General features: G+C 62.5%; 22 protein-coding genes. 18 read left to right on the forward strand and 4 right to left on the reverse strand.

The annotated features are described in order from the left end of the window. Positions 1-5: 5 nt before the first annotated feature. From N4G42_RS03620 to N4G42_RS03650, 7 genes are all read left to right on the forward strand, one after another. Complete coding sequence (locus N4G42_RS03620; protein WP_099731311.1) at positions 6-1,082, forward strand: type II asparaginase; 1,077 nt, start codon at positions 6-8, stop codon at positions 1,080-1,082. A gap of 343 nt (positions 1,083-1,425) precedes the next feature. Next, positions 1,426-2,331: a glycine--tRNA ligase subunit alpha gene (gene glyQ, locus N4G42_RS03625; RefSeq protein ID WP_010462637.1), complete on the forward strand. Its 906-nt coding sequence runs from the start codon at positions 1,426-1,428 to the stop codon at positions 2,329-2,331. Between the two features lie 11 nt (positions 2,332-2,342). After that, positions 2,343-4,484, forward strand: coding sequence for a glycine--tRNA ligase subunit beta (gene glyS / locus N4G42_RS03630; RefSeq protein ID WP_260666206.1), 2,142 nt, complete (start codon positions 2,343-2,345; stop codon positions 4,482-4,484). Between the two features lie 47 nt (positions 4,485-4,531). Continuing rightward, a complete protein-coding gene (gmhB, locus tag N4G42_RS03635) occupies positions 4,532-5,128 on the forward strand; it encodes a D-glycero-beta-D-manno-heptose 1,7-bisphosphate 7-phosphatase (RefSeq protein WP_056059492.1) in 597 nt (198 codons plus the stop codon). A gap of 85 nt (positions 5,129-5,213) precedes the next feature. Further along, positions 5,214-5,981 (forward strand): lysophospholipid acyltransferase family protein, encoded by a 768-nt coding sequence (locus tag N4G42_RS03640; RefSeq protein WP_099731310.1) that lies wholly within the window; start codon positions 5,214-5,216, stop codon positions 5,979-5,981. A gap of 10 nt (positions 5,982-5,991) precedes the next feature. Then, entirely contained in the window at positions 5,992-6,954 is a 963-nt protein-coding gene (locus tag N4G42_RS03645; protein ID WP_260666207.1) for a M48 family metallopeptidase, read from the forward strand. A 138-nt stretch (positions 6,955-7,092) separates the two neighbouring features. Next, entirely contained in the window at positions 7,093-7,515 is a 423-nt protein-coding gene (locus N4G42_RS03650; RefSeq protein ID WP_099731308.1) for a rhodanese-like domain-containing protein, read from the forward strand. Positions 7,516-7,591: 76 nt separating this feature from the next. Here the strand turns inward: N4G42_RS03650 and lysM are convergent, their stop codons facing one another. Beyond that, entirely contained in the window at positions 7,592-8,080 is a 489-nt protein-coding gene (gene lysM, locus N4G42_RS03655; protein WP_108499968.1) for a peptidoglycan-binding protein LysM, read from the reverse strand. 180 nt (positions 8,081-8,260) lie between these two features. Between lysM and N4G42_RS03660 the strand changes: the two genes are divergently transcribed. Further along, positions 8,261-9,028, forward strand: coding sequence for a type III pantothenate kinase (locus N4G42_RS03660; RefSeq protein WP_108499969.1), 768 nt, complete (start codon positions 8,261-8,263; stop codon positions 9,026-9,028). Between the two features lie 192 nt (positions 9,029-9,220). Here the strand turns inward: N4G42_RS03660 and N4G42_RS03665 are convergent, their stop codons facing one another. The 3 genes from N4G42_RS03665 to N4G42_RS03675 form a co-directional block, all read right to left on the reverse strand. After that, positions 9,221-9,997 carry a hypothetical protein gene (locus N4G42_RS03665; protein WP_260666208.1) on the reverse strand — a complete coding sequence of 259 codons (777 nt, stop codon included), beginning with the start codon at positions 9,995-9,997 and terminating at the stop codon, positions 9,221-9,223. Positions 9,998-10,053: 56 nt separating this feature from the next. Beyond that, entirely contained in the window at positions 10,054-10,716 is a 663-nt protein-coding gene (locus tag N4G42_RS03670; protein ID WP_260666209.1) for a TetR/AcrR family transcriptional regulator, read from the reverse strand. A 229-nt stretch (positions 10,717-10,945) separates the two neighbouring features. Beyond that, positions 10,946-11,551: a phasin family protein gene (locus tag N4G42_RS03675; protein WP_121507617.1), complete on the reverse strand. Its 606-nt coding sequence runs from the start codon at positions 11,549-11,551 to the stop codon at positions 10,946-10,948. A gap of 228 nt (positions 11,552-11,779) precedes the next feature. Here N4G42_RS03675 and N4G42_RS03680 point away from each other — a divergent pair, with 228 nt between their 5' ends. From N4G42_RS03680 to N4G42_RS03725, 10 genes are all read left to right on the forward strand, one after another. Then, positions 11,780-13,765: an SDR family oxidoreductase gene (locus N4G42_RS03680; protein WP_260666210.1), complete on the forward strand. Its 1,986-nt coding sequence runs from the start codon at positions 11,780-11,782 to the stop codon at positions 13,763-13,765. Between the two features lie 110 nt (positions 13,766-13,875). Continuing rightward, positions 13,876-14,964: a dTDP-glucose 4,6-dehydratase gene (rfbB, locus tag N4G42_RS03685; RefSeq protein ID WP_260666211.1), complete on the forward strand. Its 1,089-nt coding sequence runs from the start codon at positions 13,876-13,878 to the stop codon at positions 14,962-14,964. Continuing rightward, on the forward strand, positions 14,961-15,851 hold the full coding sequence (rfbD, locus tag N4G42_RS03690; RefSeq protein ID WP_260666212.1) for a dTDP-4-dehydrorhamnose reductase: 891 nt from the start codon (positions 14,961-14,963) through the stop codon (positions 15,849-15,851). The genes rfbB and rfbD overlap by 4 nt, the downstream gene beginning before the upstream one ends. A gap of 13 nt (positions 15,852-15,864) precedes the next feature. Further along, positions 15,865-16,749, forward strand: coding sequence for a glucose-1-phosphate thymidylyltransferase RfbA (rfbA, locus tag N4G42_RS03695; protein ID WP_056059467.1), 885 nt, complete (start codon positions 15,865-15,867; stop codon positions 16,747-16,749). A 12-nt stretch (positions 16,750-16,761) separates the two neighbouring features. Beyond that, entirely contained in the window at positions 16,762-17,307 is a 546-nt protein-coding gene (gene rfbC, locus N4G42_RS03700; RefSeq protein ID WP_260666213.1) for a dTDP-4-dehydrorhamnose 3,5-epimerase, read from the forward strand. Between the two features lie 106 nt (positions 17,308-17,413). Beyond that, a complete protein-coding gene (locus N4G42_RS03705; RefSeq protein ID WP_260666214.1) occupies positions 17,414-19,174 on the forward strand; it encodes a cell surface protein in 1,761 nt (586 codons plus the stop codon). 154 nt (positions 19,175-19,328) lie between these two features. Continuing rightward, positions 19,329-20,333, forward strand: a complete 1,005-nt coding sequence (locus N4G42_RS03710; RefSeq protein WP_260666215.1) for a peptidylprolyl isomerase — start codon at positions 19,329-19,331, stop codon at positions 20,331-20,333. Further along, positions 20,334-21,143 (forward strand): ABC transporter permease, encoded by an 810-nt coding sequence (locus N4G42_RS03715; protein WP_260666216.1) that lies wholly within the window; start codon positions 20,334-20,336, stop codon positions 21,141-21,143. After that, entirely contained in the window at positions 21,140-22,360 is a 1,221-nt protein-coding gene (locus tag N4G42_RS03720) for an ABC transporter ATP-binding protein (protein ID WP_260666217.1), read from the forward strand. Before N4G42_RS03715 ends, N4G42_RS03720 begins: the two co-directional genes overlap by 4 nt. 421 nt (positions 22,361-22,781) lie before the next feature. Next, entirely contained in the window at positions 22,782-23,312 is a 531-nt protein-coding gene (locus N4G42_RS03725; protein WP_260666218.1) for a hypothetical protein, read from the forward strand. The last annotated feature ends 1 nt before the right edge of the window (position 23,313 follow it).

The raw sequence follows: 23,313 nt of genomic DNA on the forward strand, positions 1-23,313 counted from the left end.
TCTTCATGCGCATTTCTTCCTCCCCCACCGCCAGCCGCTGGCTCGCGGGTTTGCTGTTGTCTGCTGCCTCCGCCGTTGCCATGGCCCAGGCTGCCAAGCCCAATGTGGTAGTGCTGGCCACGGGGGGCACCATTGCCGGTGCGGGCGCCTCGGCCGCCAACAGCGCAACCTATGCCGCCGCCAAGGTGCCGGTGGACAAGCTGCTGGCAGGCCTACCTGAGCTGGCCAATGTGGCCAAGGTGTCGGGTGAGCAGGTATTCCAGATCGCCTCCGAGAGCTTCACCAACGAGCACCTGCTGCGCCTCGGCCAGCGCGTTTCGGCCCTGGCCAAGCAGGCAGACGTGGACGGCATCGTGATCACCCACGGCACGGACACCCTGGAAGAAACCGCGTACTTCCTGAACCTCACCGTGCGCACCAACAAGCCCATCGTGGTGGTCGGCTCCATGCGTCCCGGCACGGCCCTGTCGGCCGACGGCGCGCTGAACCTGTACGACGCCGTGACCGTGGCCGCCAGCAAGGACGCTGCCGGCAAGGGCGTGCTGGTCACGATGAATGACGAGATCCAGAGCGGTCGCGACGTGAGCAAGACCATCAACATCAAGACCGAGGCCTTCAAGAGCCAGTGGGGCCCGCTGGGCATGGTGGTGGAAGGCAAGAACTACTGGTTCCGCGCGCCGGTCAAGCGCCACACGACCAACTCCGAGTTCAACATCGACGACATCAAGGCGCTGCCCGCCGTGGACATCGTGTACGGCTACGGCAACATGAACACCACGGGCATCGAGGCCTACGGCAAGGCCGGCGTCAAGGCGCTGATCCATGCCGGCACCGGCAACGGCTCGGTGGCCGCACAGGCGGTCGATTCGCTCAAGGCCTTGCGTGGCCAGGGCGTGCAGATCATCCGTTCGGCCCGCGTGCCCGATGGTTTTGTGCTGCGCAATGCCGAGCAGCCCGACGACAAGTACGACTGGGTGGTGGCCCATGACCTGCGCCCCCAAAAGGCCCGCATCCTGGCCATGGTCGCTTTGACCAAGACCAACGACAGCAAGGAACTGCAGCGCATTTTCTGGGAGTATTGATCCCTGTTTCCGAGGTTAGAACGCCATGCTTTGACGCGATGCATGCGTTGACGGCCACACCCGTGTGGCCACCGGTACGCACCGGCTTATAGCTCGCGTGACTGGTTGGGAAGGCTGGGGCTCCAAAAGGGCTCCGGCCTTTTTTCATGGTCGCGGGCCGGTGTTGCTGGCGCTGCCGCAGCGCGCGCGGCTGCGCGCCGTAAAATCACCGGTTTGCGCGCGCGATGCCCGTCCTTGTTGCCCATGGGGCGGCGGGCGTTGGGTTTGGCTCGCGCACCGCGTTTTCTTCTTTTTCCCCTTACTTGCCAGGCCCTGGCTTGCCAGTGCCTCAGCCACAGACGCCATGTTGACATTCCAGCAAATCATTTTGAAGCTGCAGTCCTACTGGGACGCGCAGGGTTGCGCCCTTCTGCAACCCTATGACATGGAAGTGGGCGCAGGCACCTCGCACACTGCCACCTTCCTGCGCGCCATCGGCCCCGAGCCCTGGAAGGCCGCCTACGTGCAGCCCAGCCGCCGCCCCAAGGACGGCCGCTACGGCGAGAACCCCAACCGCCTGCAGCACTACTACCAGTACCAGGTGGTGCTCAAGCCCGCACCCGCCAACATCCTGGAGCTGTACCTGGGCTCGCTCGAAGCCCTGGGCTTCGACCTGAAAAAGAACGACATCCGCTTTGTCGAAGACGACTGGGAGAACCCCACGCTCGGCGCCTGGGGCCTGGGCTGGGAGGTGTGGCTCAACGGCATGGAAGTCACGCAGTTCACCTACTTCCAGCAGGTCGGCGGCATCGACTGCAAGCCCGCCACGGGCGAGATCACCTACGGCCTGGAGCGCCTGGCCATGTACCTGCAGGGCGTGGACAACGTCTACAACCTCAAGTGGACCGACACCCTGAGCTACGGCGACGTGTACAAGCAAAACGAGGTGGAGCAGTCCACCTACAACTTTGAGCACAGCGACGCGGACTTTTTGTTCACGGCCTTCAACGCGCACGAAAAGCAGGCCAAGTACCTCATGGAGCAGCAGCTGGCGCTGCCCGCGTATGAGCAGGTGCTCAAGGCCGCACACAGCTTCAACCTGCTGGATGCGCGCGGCGCGATCAGCGTGACCGAACGCGCTGCCTACATCGGCCGCATCCGCAACCTGGCCCGTGCCGTGGCGCAAAGCTACTACGAGAGCCGCGAGCGCCTGGGCTTCCCCATGGCGCCGCGCGAGTGGGTGGAACAGATGACGAAGAAGGCTGCGTGAGAGAAATGACGATGACAACCCAAAACCTCCTCGTTGAACTGTTTGTCGAAGAGCTGCCGCCCAAGGCGCTGCAGAAGCTGGGCGATGCTTTCGCCACCGTGCTGGGCGACCAGCTCAAGGCCCTGGGCCTGGCGTCTGCCTCCTCGGTGGTCACGCCCTTTGCCTCGCCCCGCCGCCTGGCCGCGCATGTGACCGCCGTGGCCGACAAGGCCGCCGACAAGGCCGTGCAGCAAAAACTGATGCCCGTGACCGTGGGTCTTCAAGCGGACGGCAACGCCACGCCTGCGCTGCTGAAAAAGCTGCAGGCGCTGGGCGCCGATGTGTCCAACCCCGCAGCCGCTGTAGCCGCCTTGAAGCGCGCGCAGGACGGCAAGGCCGAAGCCCTGTTCTACGACAGCGTGGTGCCCGGTGCCACGTTGCAAGCGGGCTTGCAAAAGGCGCTGGACGAAGCCATTGCCAAGCTCCCCATCCCCAAGGTGATGAGCTACCAGCTCGAAACCGACTGCGAACTGCCCGGCTGGAGCAGCGTGAACTTTGTGCGCCCCGCGCACGGCCTGGTGGCGCTGCATGGCAGCACCGTGGTGCCCGTGAAGGCGCTGGGCCTGACCGCTGGCAACAGCACCACCGGCCACCGTTTTGAAGCCGCCGTGTCGCCCGTGGTGCTGGCCGATGCCGACAGCTACGCCGCCACGCTGCAAAAAGACGGCGCCGTGATCGCCAGCTTTGCCGAGCGCAAGGCCGAGATCGTGCGCCAGCTGGCTGCGGCTGCTGCGAAGGTGGGCAACGGCGCCCGCCCCATCGAAGACGAAGCCCTGCTGGACGAGGTGACCGCGCTGGTGGAGCGCCCCAACGTGGTCATTTGCCAGTTTGAAGAGCAGTTCCTGGGTGTGCCACAAGAGTGCCTCATCCTCACGATGAAGGCCAACCAGAAGTACTTCCCGCTGCTGGACGCCGCGGGCAAGCTGACCAACAAGTTCCTGGTGGTCAGCAACATCAGCCCCGAAGACACGAGCTTTGTGACCGGTGGCAACGAGCGCGTGGTGCGCCCCCGCCTGGCCGATGCCAAGTTCTTCTTTGACCAGGACCGCAAGAAGACCCTGGCCTCGCGTGTCGAGGGCCTGGGCAAGGTGGTCTATCACAACAAGTTGGGCACGCAGGGTGAGCGCGTGGAGCGCGTGCGCGCCATTGCCAAGGCGATTGCATCCCAGCTGGGCGACGCGCAACTGGTGCAGGATGCCGATCTGGCCGCACAGCTGGCCAAGACCGACCTCGTGACCGATATGGTGGGCGAATTCCCGGAGCTGCAGGGCATCATGGGCGGCTACTACGCCCTGAACGACGGCCTGGGCGAGACCGTGGCGAACGCGATCGAAGACCACTACAAGCCCCGCTTTGCGGGCGATGCTCTGCCGCGCAACACCGCCGGCGTTGTGGTGGCGCTGGCCGACAAACTAGAAACCCTGGTCGGCATGTTCGGCATCGGCAACCTGCCCACAGGCGACCGCGATCCGTTCGCGCTGCGCCGCCATGCATTGGGCGTGATCCGCATGCTGGTCGAAAAAGACCTGCCGCTGGACTTGAGCGCGCTGCTGGCCGGTGCCGTGCCTGCCTTTGGCGACAAGATCACCGACGCCACGCCCGCTCTGGCCGACTTCATCTACGACCGCCTTGCCGGCAGCCTGCGTGAGCAAGGCTACAGCGCGCAAGAAGTGGACGCCGTGCTGGCCCTGCGCCCGCAGCGCCTGGCCCTGGTCGAGAAGCAGTTGGCTGCAGTGCGTGCCTTTGCCGCCTTGCCCGAAAGCCCCGCCCTGGCAGCCGCCAACAAGCGCGTTGGCAACATCCTCAAGAAGGCCGAGGTCGAAGGCCCGGTGGATGCCCACGTCAACCCCAACCTGCTGCAGGAAAAGGCCGAGCAGGACCTGTACGCCGCGCTGCAGCGCTTTGTGCCCGAGGCCAATGCCCAGTTCGACGCGGGCGACTACACCGCCAGCCTGCAGACCCTGGCCGTGCTGCGCGCGCCCGTGGATGCGTTCTTTGACGACGTGATGGTGAACGCCGAGCAGCTGGACCTGCGCCTGAACCGCCAGGGCCTGCTCAAGACGTTGCACGAAGCCATGAACCGCGTGGCCGATTTGTCCCGTCTGGCGGCCTGACCCCTGGTGCTGGTAGGCTGGTGGTTCTCACAAGGCAAACCCCTCCTATGAAACTCGCCATCCTCGACCGCGACGGCACCCTCAACCCGATGGGGGATGAATACATCACTTCGGCCGACGAGTGGGCGGCGGTGCCCGGCGCGCTCGAAGCCATTGCCCGCCTCAACCATGCCGGCTGGCATGTGGTGGTCGCCACCAACCAGCCGGGACTGGGCCGGGGGCTGTTTGACGTGGTGGCGCTCAACGCCATCCACGCCAAGATGCACCGGCAGGTGGCGGCGGTGGGCGGGCGCATCGACGCGGTGTTCTATTGCCCCCATGCGGCCGACGAGGACTGCAGCTGCCGCAAGCCCGCCCCGGGCCTGCTGGAGCAGATTTGCGACCGCTACGGCATGGAGCGCAACGAGGTCCGCGTGGTCGGCAGCTGCGAGGCCCACCTGCAGGCGGGTGCCGCCCTGGGGGCCCAGTTGCACCTGGTGTGCACCGGCCGGTCTGCCGCGTTGCGGCCGGGCGGGGCGTTGCCTGCGGGGTTGCCGGCGGGTACGCAGTTGCACGCCAGCCTCGGAGATTTTGTGGACCAGTTGCTGCCGGTGGTGCCAAGCGCCGCAGCCGCCGTGGCCGCAGCGCCCTTGCCGCTGTCGTGACAAGGCGCAGCAGCATCTTGATGCTATTTAATTCATAGCTGTTGGCGCATATTTCACTAGCGCTTGCGGCCAAAAAGACATCCCAATGGCTCTTATCCGTTCTGTCATTCACCTTCTCTGGATGGGCATCACCGTGGTGCCCTACGCGCTGGCCATCATGCTGGGCACGCTGCTGGGCGTGCGGGGTGTACCCCTGTACCGCATCGCCCGGGCCTGGCTGTCGCTGTGCATCAGCGGCGCGCGGGTGGTTCTGGGCATCCGCGCCGAGGTGACCGGCATGGAGAACCTGCCGCAGGGCGCCAATGAAGGCGCGATCCTGCTGGTCAAGCACCAGTCCACGTACGAGACCTTCCTGATGCCGGTGATCATGCCGCACCCCCTGGCCTACGTGTTCAAGAAGGAGCTGCTGCATGTGCCCTTCTTCGGCTGGGCCATCGGGCGGCTGGACATGATTCACATCGACCGCAACCAGCGCACGCAGGCCTTCAACAAGGTGGTGCAGCAGGGCAAGGACCTGCTGGCCAAGGGCATCTGGATCATCATGTTCCCCGAGGGTACGCGCATCGAGCGGGGGCAGAAGGGCAACTACAAGACCGGCGGTACGCGCCTGGCGATTGACACCGGTGCGCCGGTAATTCCGATCGCCGTGACCTCGGCCAAGGTGTGGCCGCGCAAGGCGTTCGTCAAGCGCCCCGGCGTGGTGGATGTGTCGATTGGCAAGCCCATCTCCAGCGTGGGGCGCCAGCCCGACGAACTGATGCGCGAGGTGGAGGCCTGGATCGAGGCCGAGATGCGTCGCCTGGACCCAGAGGCTTACCCAGCGGCCAACACCACGGCCCCCAGCGGGAAGTAAACCGACCGTGATGCAGCGGCTTGTGCAACTGGCGCTGGACCTGTTCGACCCGCCCGGGGCCCCTGCAGCAGGCCCCAGTCCTGTGGCTACAGGTTTCAAGCCCAATCAGCCACAAGCGCTAGTCGATCAAGCGCCGGTAGCTCCTAAAACTATAGTGAGCCGGCCTGCGGCGCCAGCGGTGCCGCTGCCCTCGCTGTTGTCGCCCGCCGAATTCCGCCACCCCCAGGCCAGCCGCGAGGTGTTGCTGGGAGATGCCGTCGTGGCCTATGCGCTGCAGCGCGCGCGCCGCCGCAGCATCGGCTTTACCGTGGGGGCCGATGGCCTGTCGGTGCGGGCCCCCAGCTGGGTGACGCTGGGCGCAGTGGATGCCGCGCTGCGCGAGAAGTCCGACTGGATCCTGCGCAAGCTGTCGGAGGCGCGCGAGCGCCAGCAGCGCATGGAAGGCGGTCGTATCGTCTGGGCCCATGGCGCAGAGCTGCCCTATCTGGGTGAGCCGCTGAGGCTGGTGCTGGACCCGAGCCACGGCTTTGCGGGCAAAGGTGGAGCGCTGGTGGCAGTGGTGGAGCCGGGCGGCGCAGCCACGACGCCCAGCCTGCACATTGGCCTGCCGCACAGCGCCAGCCCCGCACAGGTCCGCGATGCCGTCCAGGCCTGGTTGATGCGCGACGCGCGCCGCCACTTCACCGAGCGGCTGGACCACTTTGCCCCGCTGCTGGGCGTGCGCTGGGCCAGCCTGCGCCTGTCGAGTGCCAATACCCGCTGGGGCAGCGCCAAGGCCGACGGCTCCATCCGCCTGAACTGGCGCCTGCTGCACTACCGCCCGGCCATCATCGACTACGTGGTGGCGCACGAACTGGCCCACCTGCGCGTGATGGACCACAGTCCCCGCTTCTGGGACACCGTGGCCACCGTGGTGCCGGACTATGCGCAGCTGCGCAGCCATCTCCGTGATGAACCCGCCCCGCTATGGTGAATCCCCCCTGAGTCGCCTTCGGCGCCTTCCCTCAAGGGGGACGACGCCCTCGCTGCGGGGCGGCCCTTGGCTTGCGTCCCTCGCGCCGGTCGCGCCCAGTCCAAACGTTTTGCCTAGTGCCCAGAAAGGATCGAAACCATGACAAATACGCTCTCCTCCGTTACTCCCGCCGAAGGCTATGCCGGTGACGTGACGCCCCAACAGGCCTGGCAATGGGTGCAGGCGGGGCAGGCCGTGCTGGTGGACGTGCGCAGCGACGCCGAACGCGAGTGGGTGGGCCACGTGCCCGGCGCCGCTGCGGTGGCCTGGAAGCAATGGCCGGGCATGGCGATGAATGCCGACTTCGATGCCCAGATGCGCGCTGCGGTGCCGGAGGGTGGACGGGCCGTGTTGCTGTGCCGCAGCGGTGTGCGCTCCATTGCCGCCGCGCGCCGCGCCACCGAGTTGGGTATCACCGCTTACAACATCCTCGAAGGGTTTGAGGGCGATGCGGATGCGCAAGGCCAACGCGGCAAACGCGGTGGCTGGCGCTTTCATGGCCTGCCGTGGAAGCAGGGCTGATTCGCTATCAAAAAAAGAGCTGCCAGCGCTTTTTCTACTAGCGCTGGCAGCTCAGAGGGCTTGAATCTGCGAGAGATTACTTGGTCAGTGGCGGAATCCGCAGCTTCTGGCCGGGATAGATCTTGTCGGGGTGGCTCAGCATGGGCTTGTTGGCCTCGAAGATCACGGGGTACTTGTTGGCGTCGCCATAGAACTTCTTGGCAATGGCGCTCAGCGTGTCGCCGCGCACCACGTCGTGGTACTGGGCCTCGGGCTCGGGGTTGGTCACCTCCATCAGGTTCTCGACGCTGGTCACGCTGGCCACGTTGCCGCAGCACAGGGTGACTTTTTCCTTGGCAGCCTGGGTGGGCGCGATGCCTTTGACGGTGACCTTGCCTTGCGTGCCGTCGAATGCTACCTGTACGTTGCTGGCGCCCAGGTTCTGGGACGCGATGTAGGTCTCGATGGCCTTGGATGCCTTGGCGTTGAGTTCATCCTGCGTGGGGGCGGCTGCCGTGGCGGCCTGCGCTTCTTTACCGCCGAACAGCTTTTCGCCGGCTTCCTTGATGAAACTGAAAAGACCCATGTCGTACCTCCTAATGTTGCAGAAACAGGAAGGACCACTGTAGCGGGTACGGGCGGCTGCATCGTGTCGGACAGGGGCGCGACACGATTTTTCACAATTTGGGGGCCGGGGAGAGGTGGTGCCTCCGTAGCTGTCGCCCTCGGGCAGGGGCGCATCGCAAAACTCGGGATAATCCGCCGCATGACTTTTCTGGCCATCGACGTCGGTAACACCCGTCTCAAATGGGCGTTGTACGACGCTCCCCATCCCGGGGCTGCGCTCATTGCGCATGGCGCCGAATTCCTCGACCACATCGACCGCCTGGCGGAAGGCAGCTGGGCCTCGCTGCCCCATCCGACACGCATGCTGGGCTGTGTGGTGGCGGGAGATGCCGTCAAACGCCGCGTGCAGGAGCAGATGGAAATCTGGGACGTCACCCCCTCGTGGGTGGTGTCATCGGCGCAAGAGGCGGGGCTGACCAACGGCTACGACCACCCCTCGCGCCTGGGCTCGGACCGGTGGGTGGCCATGATCGGCGCACGCCACCATGTGCTGGCAAGTGGCCCCGCACGGCCGCTGGTGGTGGTGATGGTGGGCACGGCCGTGACGGTGGAGTGCATCGACACCGAGGGCCGCTTCATGGGCGGCCTGATCCTGCCCGGCCACGGCATCATGCTGCGTGCGCTTGAATCCGGCACCGCCGGCCTGCACGTGCCTACGGGCGAAGTGCGCCCGTTCCCCACCAACACCAGCGATGCGCTGACCAGTGGAGGCACCTACGCCATCGCAGGGGCCGTGGAGCGCATGTACCAGCACCTGCTGCAGCACTGCGGCCAGGAGCCTGCCTGCATCATGACCGGTGGCGCCGGCTGGAAGATGGCGCCCAGCATGACACGGCCGTTTGAGCTGGTGGACAACCTGATTTTTGACGGACTTCTGGAGATTGCCGCGCAGCGGTTTGGGGGCTGAGAGCTTTTGAGCTCCGCCTCCATAGCAGCGCGACACGGCAATCTACTGCAAACCTCTGTGCAAAACTGGCGCTGCGCAAGCCAGAGACACCGAGCAAGGGCCACCCCGCAGCGAGGGTGTCGTCCCCCTTCCCGAATGGCGTAGCCAGTCGAGAGAAGGGGGAAGCGGCAAAGCCGCTCAGGGGGCTGCCTCTTACTCTTCTTCCAGTTCCGCCCGTGCCATCTCCACATCCAGCCGCTCCATGGCATCCATGGGTTCTGCGGTGGCGGCCTTTTCGTAGAGCGCAGTGGCTTCCTTCATCTTCTTGTCGCCCTCCAGCATGACGAGGGCATTGGCGTACTCAATCATGGCGATGGCCGATCCCGGGTTGAGCTTGAGGGCCTCCTGGAACAGCTTGAGGCCCGTGTCCTTCTTGGCTCCATAGGTCATGCCGCCAATCAGTGAGCCCACCTTGTCGATCACCTCGGCATGGAAGGCTCCCAGCGCGATGCGTGCATCGGCATGCTTGGGGGACAGGGCAATGGCCTTTTCCAGCGACTCCTTCACCTTGCCGCCCAAGCCTTGCGCCAGCGCCTTGGCCACGCTGATACCCTGGCTGTAGCGGCCCAGCGCATACGCATGCCAGTACCAGGCGTTGGCGTTGTTCGGTTCTGCGGCTGCCTGGGCCTCGGCCCTTTCGGCCACCTGCATGAACAGGTCCAGCCGCGTCTTTTCCTTGGGCTCCAGGTAGTTGGCGTAGATGGAGGTGGCCTTGTTGGCTGCGGTAATGCCCGCTCCACCGGCCGCTAGGCCTGCAGCCGCCGCTTTCTCAAAGTCGCCGTTGTGGAACAGTGCCCACGCTTCCAGCGCGGCTGCGTCATTGGGGCAGGGTTCGGCATCACCGCCATGCAGTCGTGCCCATTGCTTCTTGACGCTCGCAGCGTCGAACTGGTAGTCGCCGGCGTGGGGGAAGGGGGTCCATTTGGCCATGGTGTGTGTCTCCGGAAGTTCTTGTTGGTGGGTGTCTGTGGCGGGTGGGCCGTGTATCAGCCTGGCGCTGGTGCGTAGGCGCCGACCAGCTGCAGCAGGTGGGCGCGCTGGCCGCTTTCGAGGTAGGGCATGAGCAGGTTCAGAACATGGTGGGCTCCGCGCAGCAGCGCGGCCTGGGCGCTTTCGGGCTCCAGTGCGCGGCGCGGGTCGCGCACGTATTCAAAGCTCAGCCAGTAAGTGAGCACCACGACCATGCTGGTGGCGGTGGCCTCCAGTTCGCGCGAGTCGATGTGCAGTGCATCTGCGCGGCCCATACCGTCGAGCATGGCGCGCACTGCGCGGGTCTTGTTCTTGAGGATGGCCTGGAAGTGGGTTTCCAGGCGCCGGTTCTTGGACAGCAGGTCGTTGAGATCGCGGTACAGGAAACGGTACTGCCAGATCAGCTCGAACAGCGAGTGCATGAAGAACCAGGCGTCCTCCACATTGTGCACACCATCTGCTGCGGCCAGCAGTTCGGTCAGCGAGGTTTCGTAGCGATCAAACAGCGCGTTGATCAGCTCGTCCTTGGCCGGGTAGTGGTAGTACAGGTTGCCGGGGCTGATGCGCAGCTCGGCCGAGATCAGGGTGGTGGAGACGTTGGGCTCACCGAACCGGTTGAACAGGTCCAGCGTCACTTCCAGAATGCGTTCTGCGGTGCGGCGTGGCGCTTTCTTCACCATGTGTGCGGGCCCCTTCGCGTCGTTTGGCGTCGTTGTTGCGTTGTCTCTGATGGCTACTCTAACCCACGCGGTCATGCTGCAGTGCGACATGAACGTGAGGTGTGTATGTAGTACCTAGGCTGCTTGTAGCGCACTTCATGGGTTTCACCAAAAAAAGAAAAGCGGTCCAAACGCCTTGGCGCGTGGACCGCTTGGAGCGGGCTGGGTGCTTGCCGGTGGCAAGCCGTGATCAACTGGCCGATGGCGTGCTGGTGGCTGCGTCGGCAGCGGCACGTGTCGCGGTCTTTTTGGCCGCAGCCTTCTTGGCGGGGGCCTTGGTAGCGGGCTTGGCGGCTGCCTTTGCAGGAGCCGCCTTCTTTGCCGCTGCCTTCTTGGCGGGAGCCTTGGCTGCGGGTTTGGCGGCTGCCTTGGCAGCAGCTTTGGCGGGTGCAGCCTTGCTGCCCTTGGCCAGGGCGTCCACACGGGCGCTCAGGGCTTCCAGGTCGCGGGCCGAGGGCACGCCCAGCTTGGCGAGGGCCTTGGCCACGCGGTCTTCAAAGATGTTTTCGAGTTTGTCCCACTGGCCCTGGGCCTTGGAGCCGATGTCGCTGGCCATGGTGGTCACGCGACTGGTGGCTTCGGTGATCTTTTCTTCGGCCACGGCCTGGGTCTTGCGCTGGATGGTCAGGCCTTCCTTGACCAGGGCTTCAAACACCTTGCCGCCTTCTTCCTGTGCCTTGGAGAAGGCACCCAGACCGGCCAGCCAGATCTGCTGGGCGGAGTCCTTGACGGTGCTGGACAGTTGGGCGTTGCTCTTTTTCTTGTCGGCGCTGAGTTTCTGCAGTTTCTTGACCATGGGGCCTCCGTTGTGCGGTTGGTTGGGTTTGCCGGGGCGATTTTGCCTTCGACGCATGGCCGCACTGTACGCCGCACGGTGCGCAAGGTGTAGGCGCGCGCTCCTAAAAATGTAGAGCTTGCCATCTAGCCCGCCTGCCCGCTGGGCACCTAGCATCGGCGCGGGTTTCTGCTGAATCGGGGTGTGCAGGCCTTGGGCAAGAATGAAGCTATCTCAGAGGAGTTATCCATGCAGTATTTCGTGACGGGGGCAACAGGGTTCATTGGCAAGCGGCTGGTCAAGAAGCTGCTGGAGCGCAAGGGGGCGGTGGTGCATTTCCTGATCCGCAAGGAAAGTGCGGACAAGGTGGCCGACCTGCGCAGCTTCTGGGGCGTAGGCCCTGCACGCGCCGTCCCCGTGTTTGGCGACCTCACCGCCAAGAAGCTGGGCGTCTCGGCAGACGACGTGAAGAAGCTCAAGGGCCAGATCGACCACTTCTACCACCTGGCCGCGGTGTATGACCTGGCTGCTGACGAAGAAACCCAGGTGGCCGTGAACATCGAGGGCACGCGCAACACGGTGGACCTGGCCAAGGCGATTGATGCCGGGCACTTCCACCATGTCTCGTCCATCGCGGCCGCAGGTCTGTATGAAGGTGTGTTCCGCGAAGACATGTTCGAGGAAGCCGAGGGCCTGGACCACCCGTACTTCCAGACCAAACACGAGAGCGAAAAGATCGTGCGCCAGGACTGCAAGGTGCCCTGGACGGTGTACCGTCCGGCCATGGTGGTGGGCGACAGCACGACTGGCGAGATGGACAAGATCGACGGCCCCTACTACTTCTTCAAGCTGATCCAGCGCCTGCGCCAGTTGCTTCCGCCCTGGATGCCCACCGTGGGCCTGGAAGGGGGACGCGTGAACATCGTGCCGGTGGACTTCGTGGTCAACGCCCTCAACGTCATCAGCCACCAGAAGGACATCACCAAGAAGTGTTACCACCTGGTGGACCCAGTGGGCTACCGCGTGGGCGATGTGCTCGATATCTTCAGCCGCGCAGCCCATGCGCCGCGCATGAACCTGTTCGTCAACGCAGCGTTGCTGGGCTTCATCCCCAAGAGCGTGAAGAAGAGCCTGATGGCACTGGCGCCCGTGCGCCGCGTGCGCAACGCGGTGATGAAGGACCTGGGCCTGCCCGAGGACATGCTCACCTTCGTGAACTACCCCACGCGCTTTGATTGCCGCGAAACGTTGGCCGCGCTCAAGGGCTCCGGCGTCACCTGCCCCAATCTCAAGGACTACGCTTGGCGGCTGTGGGACTACTGGGAGCGCAATCTGGACCCCGAGCTGTTCATCGACCGCACGCTCAAGGGCACGGTGGCGGGCAAGGTGGTGCTGATCACCGGTGGATCGTCCGGCATTGGGCTGGCGGCGGCGCACAAGTTTGCTGAGGCGGGTGCGACCACCATCATCTGCGGGCGTGACCAGGACAAGCTGGACGAGGCCTGTGCCGAGGCAAAGGCGAAAGGCTACAGCTTCATCGCGTACTCGGCCGACATCGCCGACATGACCGACTGCGATCGCTTTGTGCAGCTGCTCATCGACAAGCATGGCGGTGTGGATTTCCTGATCAATAACGCGGGCCGCTCCATCCGCCGCGCCATCGAGTCGAGCTACGACCGCTTCCACGATTACGAGCGCACCATGCAGCTGAACTACTTCGGCTGCCTGCGCGTGACCATGGGCTTCTTGCCTGGCATGGTCGAAAAGCGCAAGGGCCATGTGGTCAACATCAGCTCCATTGGCGTGCTCACCAACGCACCCCGCTTTTCGGCGTATGTGGCCAGCAAGGCGGCACTGGATGCCTGGACGCGTTGTGCCTCCAGCGAGTTCGCGGACCAGGGCATCACCTTCACCACCATCAACATGCCCCTGGTGCGCACGCCGATGATCGCGCCCACCAAGATCTACAACAACGTACCCACGCTGAGTCCTGAAGAGGCAGCGGACATGATCGCCCAGGCCTGCATCTTCAAGCCGGTGCGTATCGCCACGCGCCTGGGCATCACCGGCCAACTGCTGCACGCGCTGGTGCCGCGCGTGGCGCAGATCACCATGAACACGAGCTTCCGTATGTTCCCGGATTCCACCGCCGCCAAGGGCGCCAAGGATGCCAAGCCGCAGTTGTCCGCCGAGGCGGTAGCGCTGCAGCAAATGATGCGTGGCATCCACTTCTGAAGCTGCTCCGCCTCGCTCGAATGGGCCCGTGTTGAACTCTGTTACCCAGAAGCTAGGCGGACAGGGATAATCACGGGCTTTGCCAAGTCGGCATTACATACAGCCTCCCTATGATTTTGGTAACTGGCGGCGCGGGTTTTATTGGCGCTAACTTTGTCCTTGACTGGCTTGCTGCGTCGAGCGAGCCCGTCGTCAACCTCGACAAGCTCACTTATGCGGGCAATCTGCACAACTTGGACGGTGTGCAAGGAAATGCGCGGCACATCTTTGTGCAAGGGGATATTTGCGACTCTGCGTTGGTAGCCCAGCTGCTGACCGAGCACAAGCCCCGCGCGGTGGTGAATTTCGCAGCCGAGTCGCATGTGGACCGTTCTATCCACGGCCCCGAGGATTTCATCCAGACCAACATCGTCGGCTCATTCCGCCTGCTCGAAGCCGTGCGCGCTTACTGGACTGTGCTGCCCGAGGGCGAACGTGCCGCCTTCAGGTTACTGCACGTATCCACCGACGAGGTGTACGGCTCGCTCGCGCCCACCGACCCGGCCTTCACTGAGACGCGTGGCTTTGAGCCCAACAGTCCCTACAGCGCCAGCAAAGCCGCAAGCGACCATCTGGTGCGCGCATGGCACCACACCTACGGACTGCCGGTCCTCACCACCAACTGCAGCAACAACTACGGGCCGTACCACTTCCCTGAGAAGCTGATCCCGCTGATGATCGTCAACGCGCTGGCCGGCAAGAACCTGCCGGTGTATGGCGACGGCATGCAGGTGCGCGACTGGCTCTATGTGAAAGACCACTGCAGCGCTATCCGCCGCGTGCTGGAAGCCGGTACGCCCGGCGAGACCTATAACGTGGGTGGCTGGAACGAGAAGCCCAACATTGAGATCGTGAACATGGTGTGTGCGCTGCTCGACGAGCTGCGCCCACGCGCCGACGGCCGGAGCTACAAGACCCAGATCACCTACGTGAAAGACCGCCCCGGCCACGACCGCCGCTACGCGATCGATGCGCGCAAGATCGAGCGTGAGCTGGGCTGGAAGCCTGCGGAGACCTTCGACACCGGCATCCGCAAGACCGTGCAGTGGTACCTGGAGAATGGCGACTGGGTGGCCAGTGTGCAGACTGGTGCGTACCGCGATTGGGTGGAGACCCAGTACGAGCAGCAGCCAACCCCCGCAGCGGACGCCCGCGCATGAACATCCTGCTCTTTGGCAAAGGCGGCCAGGTTGGCTGGGAGTTGCAGCGTAGCTTGTCCATGTTGGGCACGGTCACGGCGCTGGACCACGACAGCGCGGATCACTGCGGCGACTTTGCGAACCCGGCGGGTGTGGCCGAGACGGTGCGCGCCCTGCGCCCCGATGTCATCGTCAATGCTGCGGCCCACACCGCTGTGGACAAGGCCGAGAGCGAAGCCGACTTCGCCCGCACGCTGAACGCCACCACGCCGGGCGCCATTGCCCAGGAGGCGGCGAAGCTGGGTGCTTGGCTGGTGCACTACAGCACCGACTACGTCTTCGATGGCAGCGGCAGCCGCCCCTGGCTCGAAACTGACACACCCGCTCCCTTGAGTGTGTACGGTCGCACCAAGCTCGAAGGCGAGCAGCTCATTGCAGAGGCTTGTGCAAAGCACCTGATCCTGCGCACCAGCTGGGTCTATGCGGCGCGTGGTGGCAACTTCGCCAAGACCATGCTGCGCCTGGCGCAGGAACGTGAGCGCCTGACTGTGATCGACGACCAGTGGGGAGCGCCCACGGGTGCCGATCTTCTGGCCGACGTGACGGCACATGCCCTGAGTCACTTGCTGCAGCGCCCTCAGGATGCGGGTCTGTACCACTGTGTCGCAGCCGGTGAAACGAACTGGAACGAGTACGCAAAGTTCGTGATCGCGCAGGCGCAGCTTGCGCAACCTGCTATCCAAATCAAAGCAAAAGAAGTCGCTCCCGTCCCTTCGAGCGCATTTCCCACTCCTGCCGTGCGCCCGCACAACTCGCGCCTTCATACCGGCAAGCTGCAAGCCACCTTCGGCCTGCAGATGCCCCACTGGCAAGCGGGCGTGGCGCGCATGCTGGCTGAAATCCTCTGATCGGCACCCTCACATGACGCAACGCAAAGGCATCATCCTTGCCGGAGGCTCCGGTACCCGGCTGCATCCGGCCACCTTGGCCATCAGCAAGCAACTGCTGCCGGTGTACGACAAGCCCATGATCTATTACCCGCTGAGCACCCTGATGCTCGCGGGCATCCGCGACATCCTGGTCATCAGCACGCCGCAGGACACGCCGCGGTTTGAGCAACTGCTGGGCGACGGCAGCCAATGGGGCCTGAACCTGCAATATGCCGTGCAGCCCAGTCCGGATGGCCTGGCGCAGGCATTCATCATCGGAGAGGCTTTCCTGGCCGGTGCGCCCAGTGCGCTGGTGCTGGGCGACAACATCTTCTACGGGCACGACTTCCACGAGCTGCTGAACAACGCCCGGCAGCGAGAAGTGGGGGCCAGTGTTTTTGCCTACCATGTGCAGGACCCTGAGCGCTATGGCGTGGCTGAGTTCGATTCCCGGGGCAAAGTGCTTTCTCTGGAGGAAAAACCAGCACAACCCAAGAGCAGCTATGCGGTCACAGGCCTGTACTTTTACGACGACCAAGTGGTTGAGATGGCCAAGAAACTTCAGCCCTCGCCGCGTGGAGAGCTGGAGATCACTGATTTGAACCGTCTGTATCTGGAGCAAGGGCAGTTGAGCGTTGAGATCATGGGGCGGGGTTATGCGTGGCTCGATACAGGTACGCATGAAAGTCTCCTGGAGGCGGGCCAGTTCATCGCCACGCTGGAACACCGCCAGGGGCTGAAGATTGCGTGCCCCGAAGAAATCGCCTGGCGTTCACAATGGATTGATAGTGCGCAGTTAGAGCGGCTATCACAGCCGCTGGTCAAAAGTGGGTATGGTCAGTACTTGATGCGCCTGCTCAAAGACAAGATTTATTGATAGGCGCTGTTCATGCAAGCTACACGGTTGGCTATTCCTGATGTTGTACTGATAGAGCCCCAGGTATTTGGAGACGCGAGGGGGTTCTTCTATGAGAGCTTCAATCAACGGGTTTTCAACGAGGCGACAGGCACATCCCACCAGTTCGTCCAAGACAACCACAGCCGCAGCGTCCAAGGGGTGCTGCGGGGGTTGCACTACCAGATCCAGCAGCCTCAAGGGAAGTTGGTCCGTGTAGTCAGCGGTTCGGTCTTTGATGTGGCTGTTGATATCCGCCGCAGTTCACCCACCTTCGGTCAATGGGTGGGAGCTGAACTCAGTGCGGACAATCATCATCAGCTGTGGGTCCCTCCAGGATTTGCACACGGTTTTGTCGTGCTCAGCGAAACGGCCGAGTTCCTCTACAAGACCACGGACTACTACGCGCCCGCACACGAGCGGTGTATCGCGTGGAACGATCCCACGCTGGCCATTGATTGGCGGCTGACCACTGAGCCGCGCCTGTCCGCCAAAGATGCTCAAGGGGTCAAGCTGTCCCAAGCCGAGGTATTTCCCTGACGTTGGTGGCCCATTCTTATGGGCGTGGCAGGTTGGCGGCTCCTTGTAAAAGAATCTCGTGGCGTTGGGTGTTGCAGCCGTTATGGCTGGTGCTACTGGTGGCGCCATGGCTGCCAACAGCATTTTCGGTACGGGCGGCGCTATTGCTGGCCAAACCAATACGGCATCTGCTGGCACTTCCCTGTCCGTTGCTTCGACTGGCATCGGCAACATCCTCTTCGTGCCTTACTACAACGCAGTGGGCGGCAATGCTACCCTGCTGAACCTGACTAACACCGATGTCACCAACGGCAAGGTCGTGAAGGTCCGTTTCCGTGGCGCCACCAACTCTGACGACGTGTTTGACTTTACCGTTCTGATGTCGCCTGGCGACGTGTGGACGGCCAAGGTTGCCAAGGGTGCCGACGGCAAGGCTGTTCTGAGCACTTCCGATGCCACGGTGACCCTGCCTGCAATCCCTGCTGGCGGCCAAGCGTTCGTGACCGATCGTCTGCCCCCAACGTTCACCGCCGATCAAAAGGCTGCACAAACGTTGGAAGGGTACATCGAAATTTTGAACGTGGCTAACGTGCCTCCCAAGTTCAACCCAACCGCTGCTGTGTCCGGCGCGACGCTTACCATCGCTGCGGCCGCTGCTAATGGCGGTACCGACAATCCTCTGTTCACTGCCATCAAGCACGTGAATGGTGTGGCGCCTGGCTCCACGACGGTAAACGGTGCTGCTTACATCAACAACCTGAAGACGGCCCTGACCACCGAAGCTACGGCTGTGAACGCTGGTTTGGATGTGCCAAGCGGCGGTCTGTACGCCAATTGGACCGTGATCGACCTGGCCAACGCTTCTGTGGCATGGTCTGGCGAAGCAACTGCTGTGGCTGCTAACGGCACCGGCCGTATTGTGTTCTCGCCCCAGCTCGATGGTGCTGTGGACTTCAACAAGGCTACCAAACTGACGGCTGACCCACTGCTGCGTTATTCCACGACCGCTGCTACGGGCGCTGCGATCACCGCTGCCAACCTGACGGACCCAGCTGTGGTTCCCCAGTACTTCGACTTCCCGGACATGTCCACTCCTTATGTGGGCGGTGCTGCCGGTAACACTTCGACTGATCTGAGCTACGGCGCTCCCATCGCTCAAGCCAATGAGCTGGGTTACGCACTGGCCGTGTCGTCGATCAAGAACGAGTACCTGACCGACACCACGATCTCGGCATTCACCGACTGGACCTTCTCCATTCCTACCCGCCGTTATGGCGTGGCAGTGAAGTACAGCTCGGCAACGCCTAACTTCACTCGCGTTCTGAACACGGTTGCCACCATCCCAGCCTCGACCACCGAGCCGCTGTCTGGCGCTGGCTTCAACAACTCCAACGCTTCTTCGCTGTTCTTCACGGCAACGAACACTGAGCTGAGCACGCACAAGATCCTGATCAGCACGGGTGATTCTTCGCCTCTGACGTTCCGTGATCGTGAAGAGCGCACGGTGTCCACAGGCTTCGTGTTCTCGCCTTCGACGGCGTCTAGCCTGAAGTTCAACGGCGAAGTGTCGGTGCTGAGCTTTAATGCTGGTGGCGACACGACTCCTTCCGTGCTGGGCGGTTCGATCACTCGTCAAGACGTGACCTCCGCTTACAAGGACGGCTGGGCTAACATCAACATTCCTGGCGTTGCTGCAACCGGTGGTGCTGCAAGCGCAGTGGCTGGCTCTGGCGAGCAGAACATTGCTGGTGCCTGGACTGCAGTTGCTCACGGCCTGCCGATCGTCGGTCACGCATTCACCCGCGCAACTGGCCCTGCAGTGGCTGGCAAGTCGACCAACTTCGGTCAGACCTTCCGTCACCGCTACACTGCCGCTGCAACCCGCTAATCACGGTTTGCTTTTGCCTGACGGGGCGATGTACCTGTCAGGTTGCAGTCAAAACGGGGAGTCTTCGGACTCCCCGTTTTTTTGCTGGAACTTGGATGGTGGCAAGACCTCCAAAGGCCTTTTGTATCTTGTTGACTGAACCATGAGTTTTGCAATGACTAATTTCCAGTGGCCCCGTTCCTCGGTCAAAAAGTTGTTGGTATGCTCCCTTGGGGTGGGGTTGTTGCTTCCGGTCGGTTGGGCTGCGGACGCGCCCCCGGCAAAAGCTACCGATGAGGCCAAGCCCGCAGCGTTGTCCACAGTAAAGGGACCGTTTGCGACAGGTGGAAATATTGAAATTTCTAAGGCAGACATGGATGCGGAGTCGCAACGTGTACCTGCCCAGGTGCGCCCGGTCACGGTGATAGACCCGGCAAGCCTGGAAATCATGGTCAAGAATTTGTATTTGCGCCGAGCATTGACGAAAGATGCTGAAGCCGCTCGGCTTGAACAAGACCCGCAGGTGGCTGCGGCGCTGCGCTTGGCGCGCGAACGTGTGCTTTCAGAGGCTTGGGTGGATAGGGCCGAAACTGCTGCCGTGCCAGACGAAGCTGCCCTGGAAACTTATGCGCGCACCGCGTACAAGGCTGAATCGAAGCGATTCGCCGAGCCCGAGCAATGGAAGGCCAGCCATATCCTGATTGCTGTCAAGAAGCCGGAGGATGAGGCCGACGCAAAAGAGCGGGCCCAGAAGTTGCTGGAAGCCTTGCAGGGGGGCGCAGACTTTGCAACCTTGGCGCGCGAGAAGTCCGAAGACCCTGGCAGCGGTGCGAAGGGTGGCGATCTTGGCTACTTCCCCAAGGGACGAATGGTGAAGCCTTTCGAAGATGCGGTGGTAGGACTGGCTAAGCCTGGTGACCTGAGTGGTTTGGTTCGCAGTCAATTTGGTTTTCACATCATCCGCCTGGATGAGCATCAGCCAGCCCGCACACGACCCTATGAGGAAGTGCGAGAGCAACTACTGGCAGAAACGCAGCGCAAGATTCGCACCGAAGCGCGGCAGCGCCTCATTGATACAGGCATGAAAAACGCTAAGGTCAACGCAGCGGCGATCGAAGCGCTTGCCGCAGAAAACAAGGCCGCTCAGCCGTCAATTCCGCTGGCTGGCGCTTCTCGCTGAATGTCAAGTGACTACGGTCTGCTGCAGGATCTGAAGGTTTTGTGGCGCTCTGGCGCCTTGACCTTTGTTCTGGCTCGGCGTGACGTGGCCGCGCGTTATGCGGGATCAGCGGGTGGTGTGTTGTGGGCGTATGCCCCCCCATTGCTGACGGTAGCCTGTTACTTCTTGGTCTTTGACGTGGTGTTTGGCATGCGGCTGGGTGACAAGGCACCCGTTGAGCGTGTGGGCACCTATCTGATAGTCGGGATGCTGCCTTGGATGGCGTTTTGTGATGCGTTGTCTAGGGCTGCAACCAGTTTGGTCGATGCGGGTGGCCTGCTACAAAAAAACGCGCTCCCTCCGGTAGTCTTTCCAGCGAGGTCGGTGTTGGCCAGTGCTGCAGTGTTCGCACCTTTGATGTTGACACTGGTTCCCGCCTATCTGCCTTGGCATCGCTTCTCTGCGGCTTTGTTGGCTTTGCCCGCGCTTGTTGTGCTGCAATGGTTGTTGTGCTTCGTGCTCGGTTACCTGGTGGCCATCTTCACAGCGGCAATGCGTGATGCAGCGCACCTGCTCGGATTAGCGCTGTCACTGGGGGTATTCCTTTCCCCGGTTCTGTTTCCTGTTGCACTCTTCCCAGAGACTTGGCGATGGGTGTTGTGGATCAACCCCATGACGGGCCCCATCCTTGGATACCAGTCAGTACTGCTTAAGGGCGAATGGCCGTCTGCTGCAGTCTGGATGGCACTGTTGCTGTGGATGGGTTTAGCTGCCGCTTTGTTGGAAGTGGCAGTTCGGCGTAGCCGCGAACAGCTGGTGGACTGGCTATGAGCGCGCAGTCTGCTCAGTCGCCGGTGTTGCAGGTGGACGGCGTTAGTAAGGAATACAGGCTGTACGCCTCTGCCCGTGACCGTCTTAAAGCACTGGTCACCGGTAGGCCCTACCACCGCAGCCATTGGGCCTTGCGCGATGTGACCTTTAAGTTGGGTCGGGGTGAGTGTCTCGGCGTGGTGGGGAACAACGGGGCCGGCAAAAGCTCTTTGCTCAAATTGCTTGCCGGTACGCTACTGCCGACACAAGGAAAGTTGGAACGCGTAGGGCGCGTCACAGCGATCTTGGAGCTTGGTGCAGGCTTTCACCCGGATTTCACGGGGCGAGAGAACCTCTACTTTGCAGGCAACATCATCGGAATTCCCGCGCCAGAAATGCGGCGTCTTGAACCCGAAATAGTGGCTTTCTCAGAACTGGGTGAGGCACTCGAAAGGCCGGTGAAGACGTACTCTTCCGGCATGGTTGTGCGACTCGCCTTTGCACTGGTGACGGCCGTGCAGCCGGACCTGTTGATCATCGATGAAGCGTTGGCGGTCGGAGATCAACATTTTCAGAAGAAATGCGTTGACCGTATTGATGCCTTCAGGCGCAACGGGTGCACGATTTTGTTTTGCTCGCACAGCCTCTACCATGTCCGCCAGCTCTGTGACCGTGCGTTGTGGCTTGACGGTGGAGTTGTGAAAGCCTTGGGCGATACCGAATCGGTATTAGCGGCCTATGAAAAGCATGTGCGGATGCAAGAGCAAACGAAAGAGGCTGCAGTCGTTGCAGTAGCCTCGGCCATGGCGTCGAATAGCGTTCAGCCTGACAGCCGTTCGGCTGCTTGTATTGTCTCTGTAGCACTTGATGGACTCGGGCTGGGTGAGCCCCCCTTGCTGGAGTCCGAGGACTTGGTGGTTCACATAGAGGTATTCAGCCCTCACGGCGCCCCGCCAAGCATTGGCGTCATGCTCGAGCAGGCTCAGGGTGTCGGCATAGACTCGGTGGCCACTCATGCCGACGGAGTGGTGCCCAAACACCTGGGGGCAGGGCGGTGGCGCTCTACCCTCACCTTCTCGCGGCTTCCCTTGCACACAGGGGAGTATGTAGTGAGTGCGTATCTGTTCGATGGTCAGGGTCTGGTGGTTTTTGAAGAGTGGCGCCGCTACTTGACGTTTAGGGTGATGCGCCCCAGCCTTACTCCTGGACTGGTTCGTCTAGAGCACAGCTGGGCTTAGCGTTTCGTAGCCTTTTACGTAGTAGCAGAGGATGTCTGGATCCATTCGTCGCTGGCGCACTGAGTTGCGAGACCTGCTTGAGCTTTGGGTGCTGCCAGGGTTGGCGGCTTATCTGCCATGGAGCTGGTGCGCATATCTCTTTCGCAAGCTTGCATGCCTTCCGTGGCTTTATCGCGTGGAGGTCGAGAGGGCCGTGCAGCAAGCCTCGATCAGAGGGGTCGTGCAAGGAGATACTAGAGATTGGGCTGCCGAACGGCGCTTCACTACGTTGGTGGATCATGCGGATTACCACCTGATCCGCAGCCGCGGGTTACCTTGGATGCGCGAGGTTTTCCAAGTTAGAGGCCGATGGCCTGAACCTGGCGTCCCGGGTTTGGTGTGTACGTTTCACTGGGGCTGTGGCGCTTGGGCTCTGCCACACATGCGTGCGGCTGGACTCCATGTCCATGCCTTGGTGGCTGCGTTAGATGCCGATTGTTTCCATGGGCGTCAGGTGCTTCACGCTTACGCCAAGGCCAGAACAGGCATGGTGGCGAAACAGCTAGGTCGCCCAACATTGGACGTTTCTGAAAGCCTGCGCCCGGTGATCGATGCATTGAAGCAGGGCGAGCAGATTCTGGCGGTACTGGATGTGCCAGCAGACCAGGTCAGTGCGGCCCAAACTGTCACGCTCCGCGGCATGCAAGCGCGTGTGCCCACCGGCATGCTGCGGCTCGCCGTGAAACAGCAGATACCAGTCACACTGTTTTTAGCTGGACTTGAAGAAGGCCGAGGGCGATTTCTGGAAATCCGTCAGCTAGGGACGCATTCTGATCTTGAAGCCCTGATGAACACTTTGTATACAGAGCTGGATCGCATGCTGCACGAGAATTCCGCGGCTTGGCATTTTTGGGGGGAAGCTGAGCGGTTTTTTGTAAGCGCTGCCGCCGATAATATGCCCCTGGGTAACTAAA

It is taken from the genome of Acidovorax sp. K2F (assembly GCF_025246485.1).
GTDB lineage: Bacteria > Pseudomonadota > Gammaproteobacteria > Burkholderiales > Burkholderiaceae_C > Acidovorax > Acidovorax delafieldii.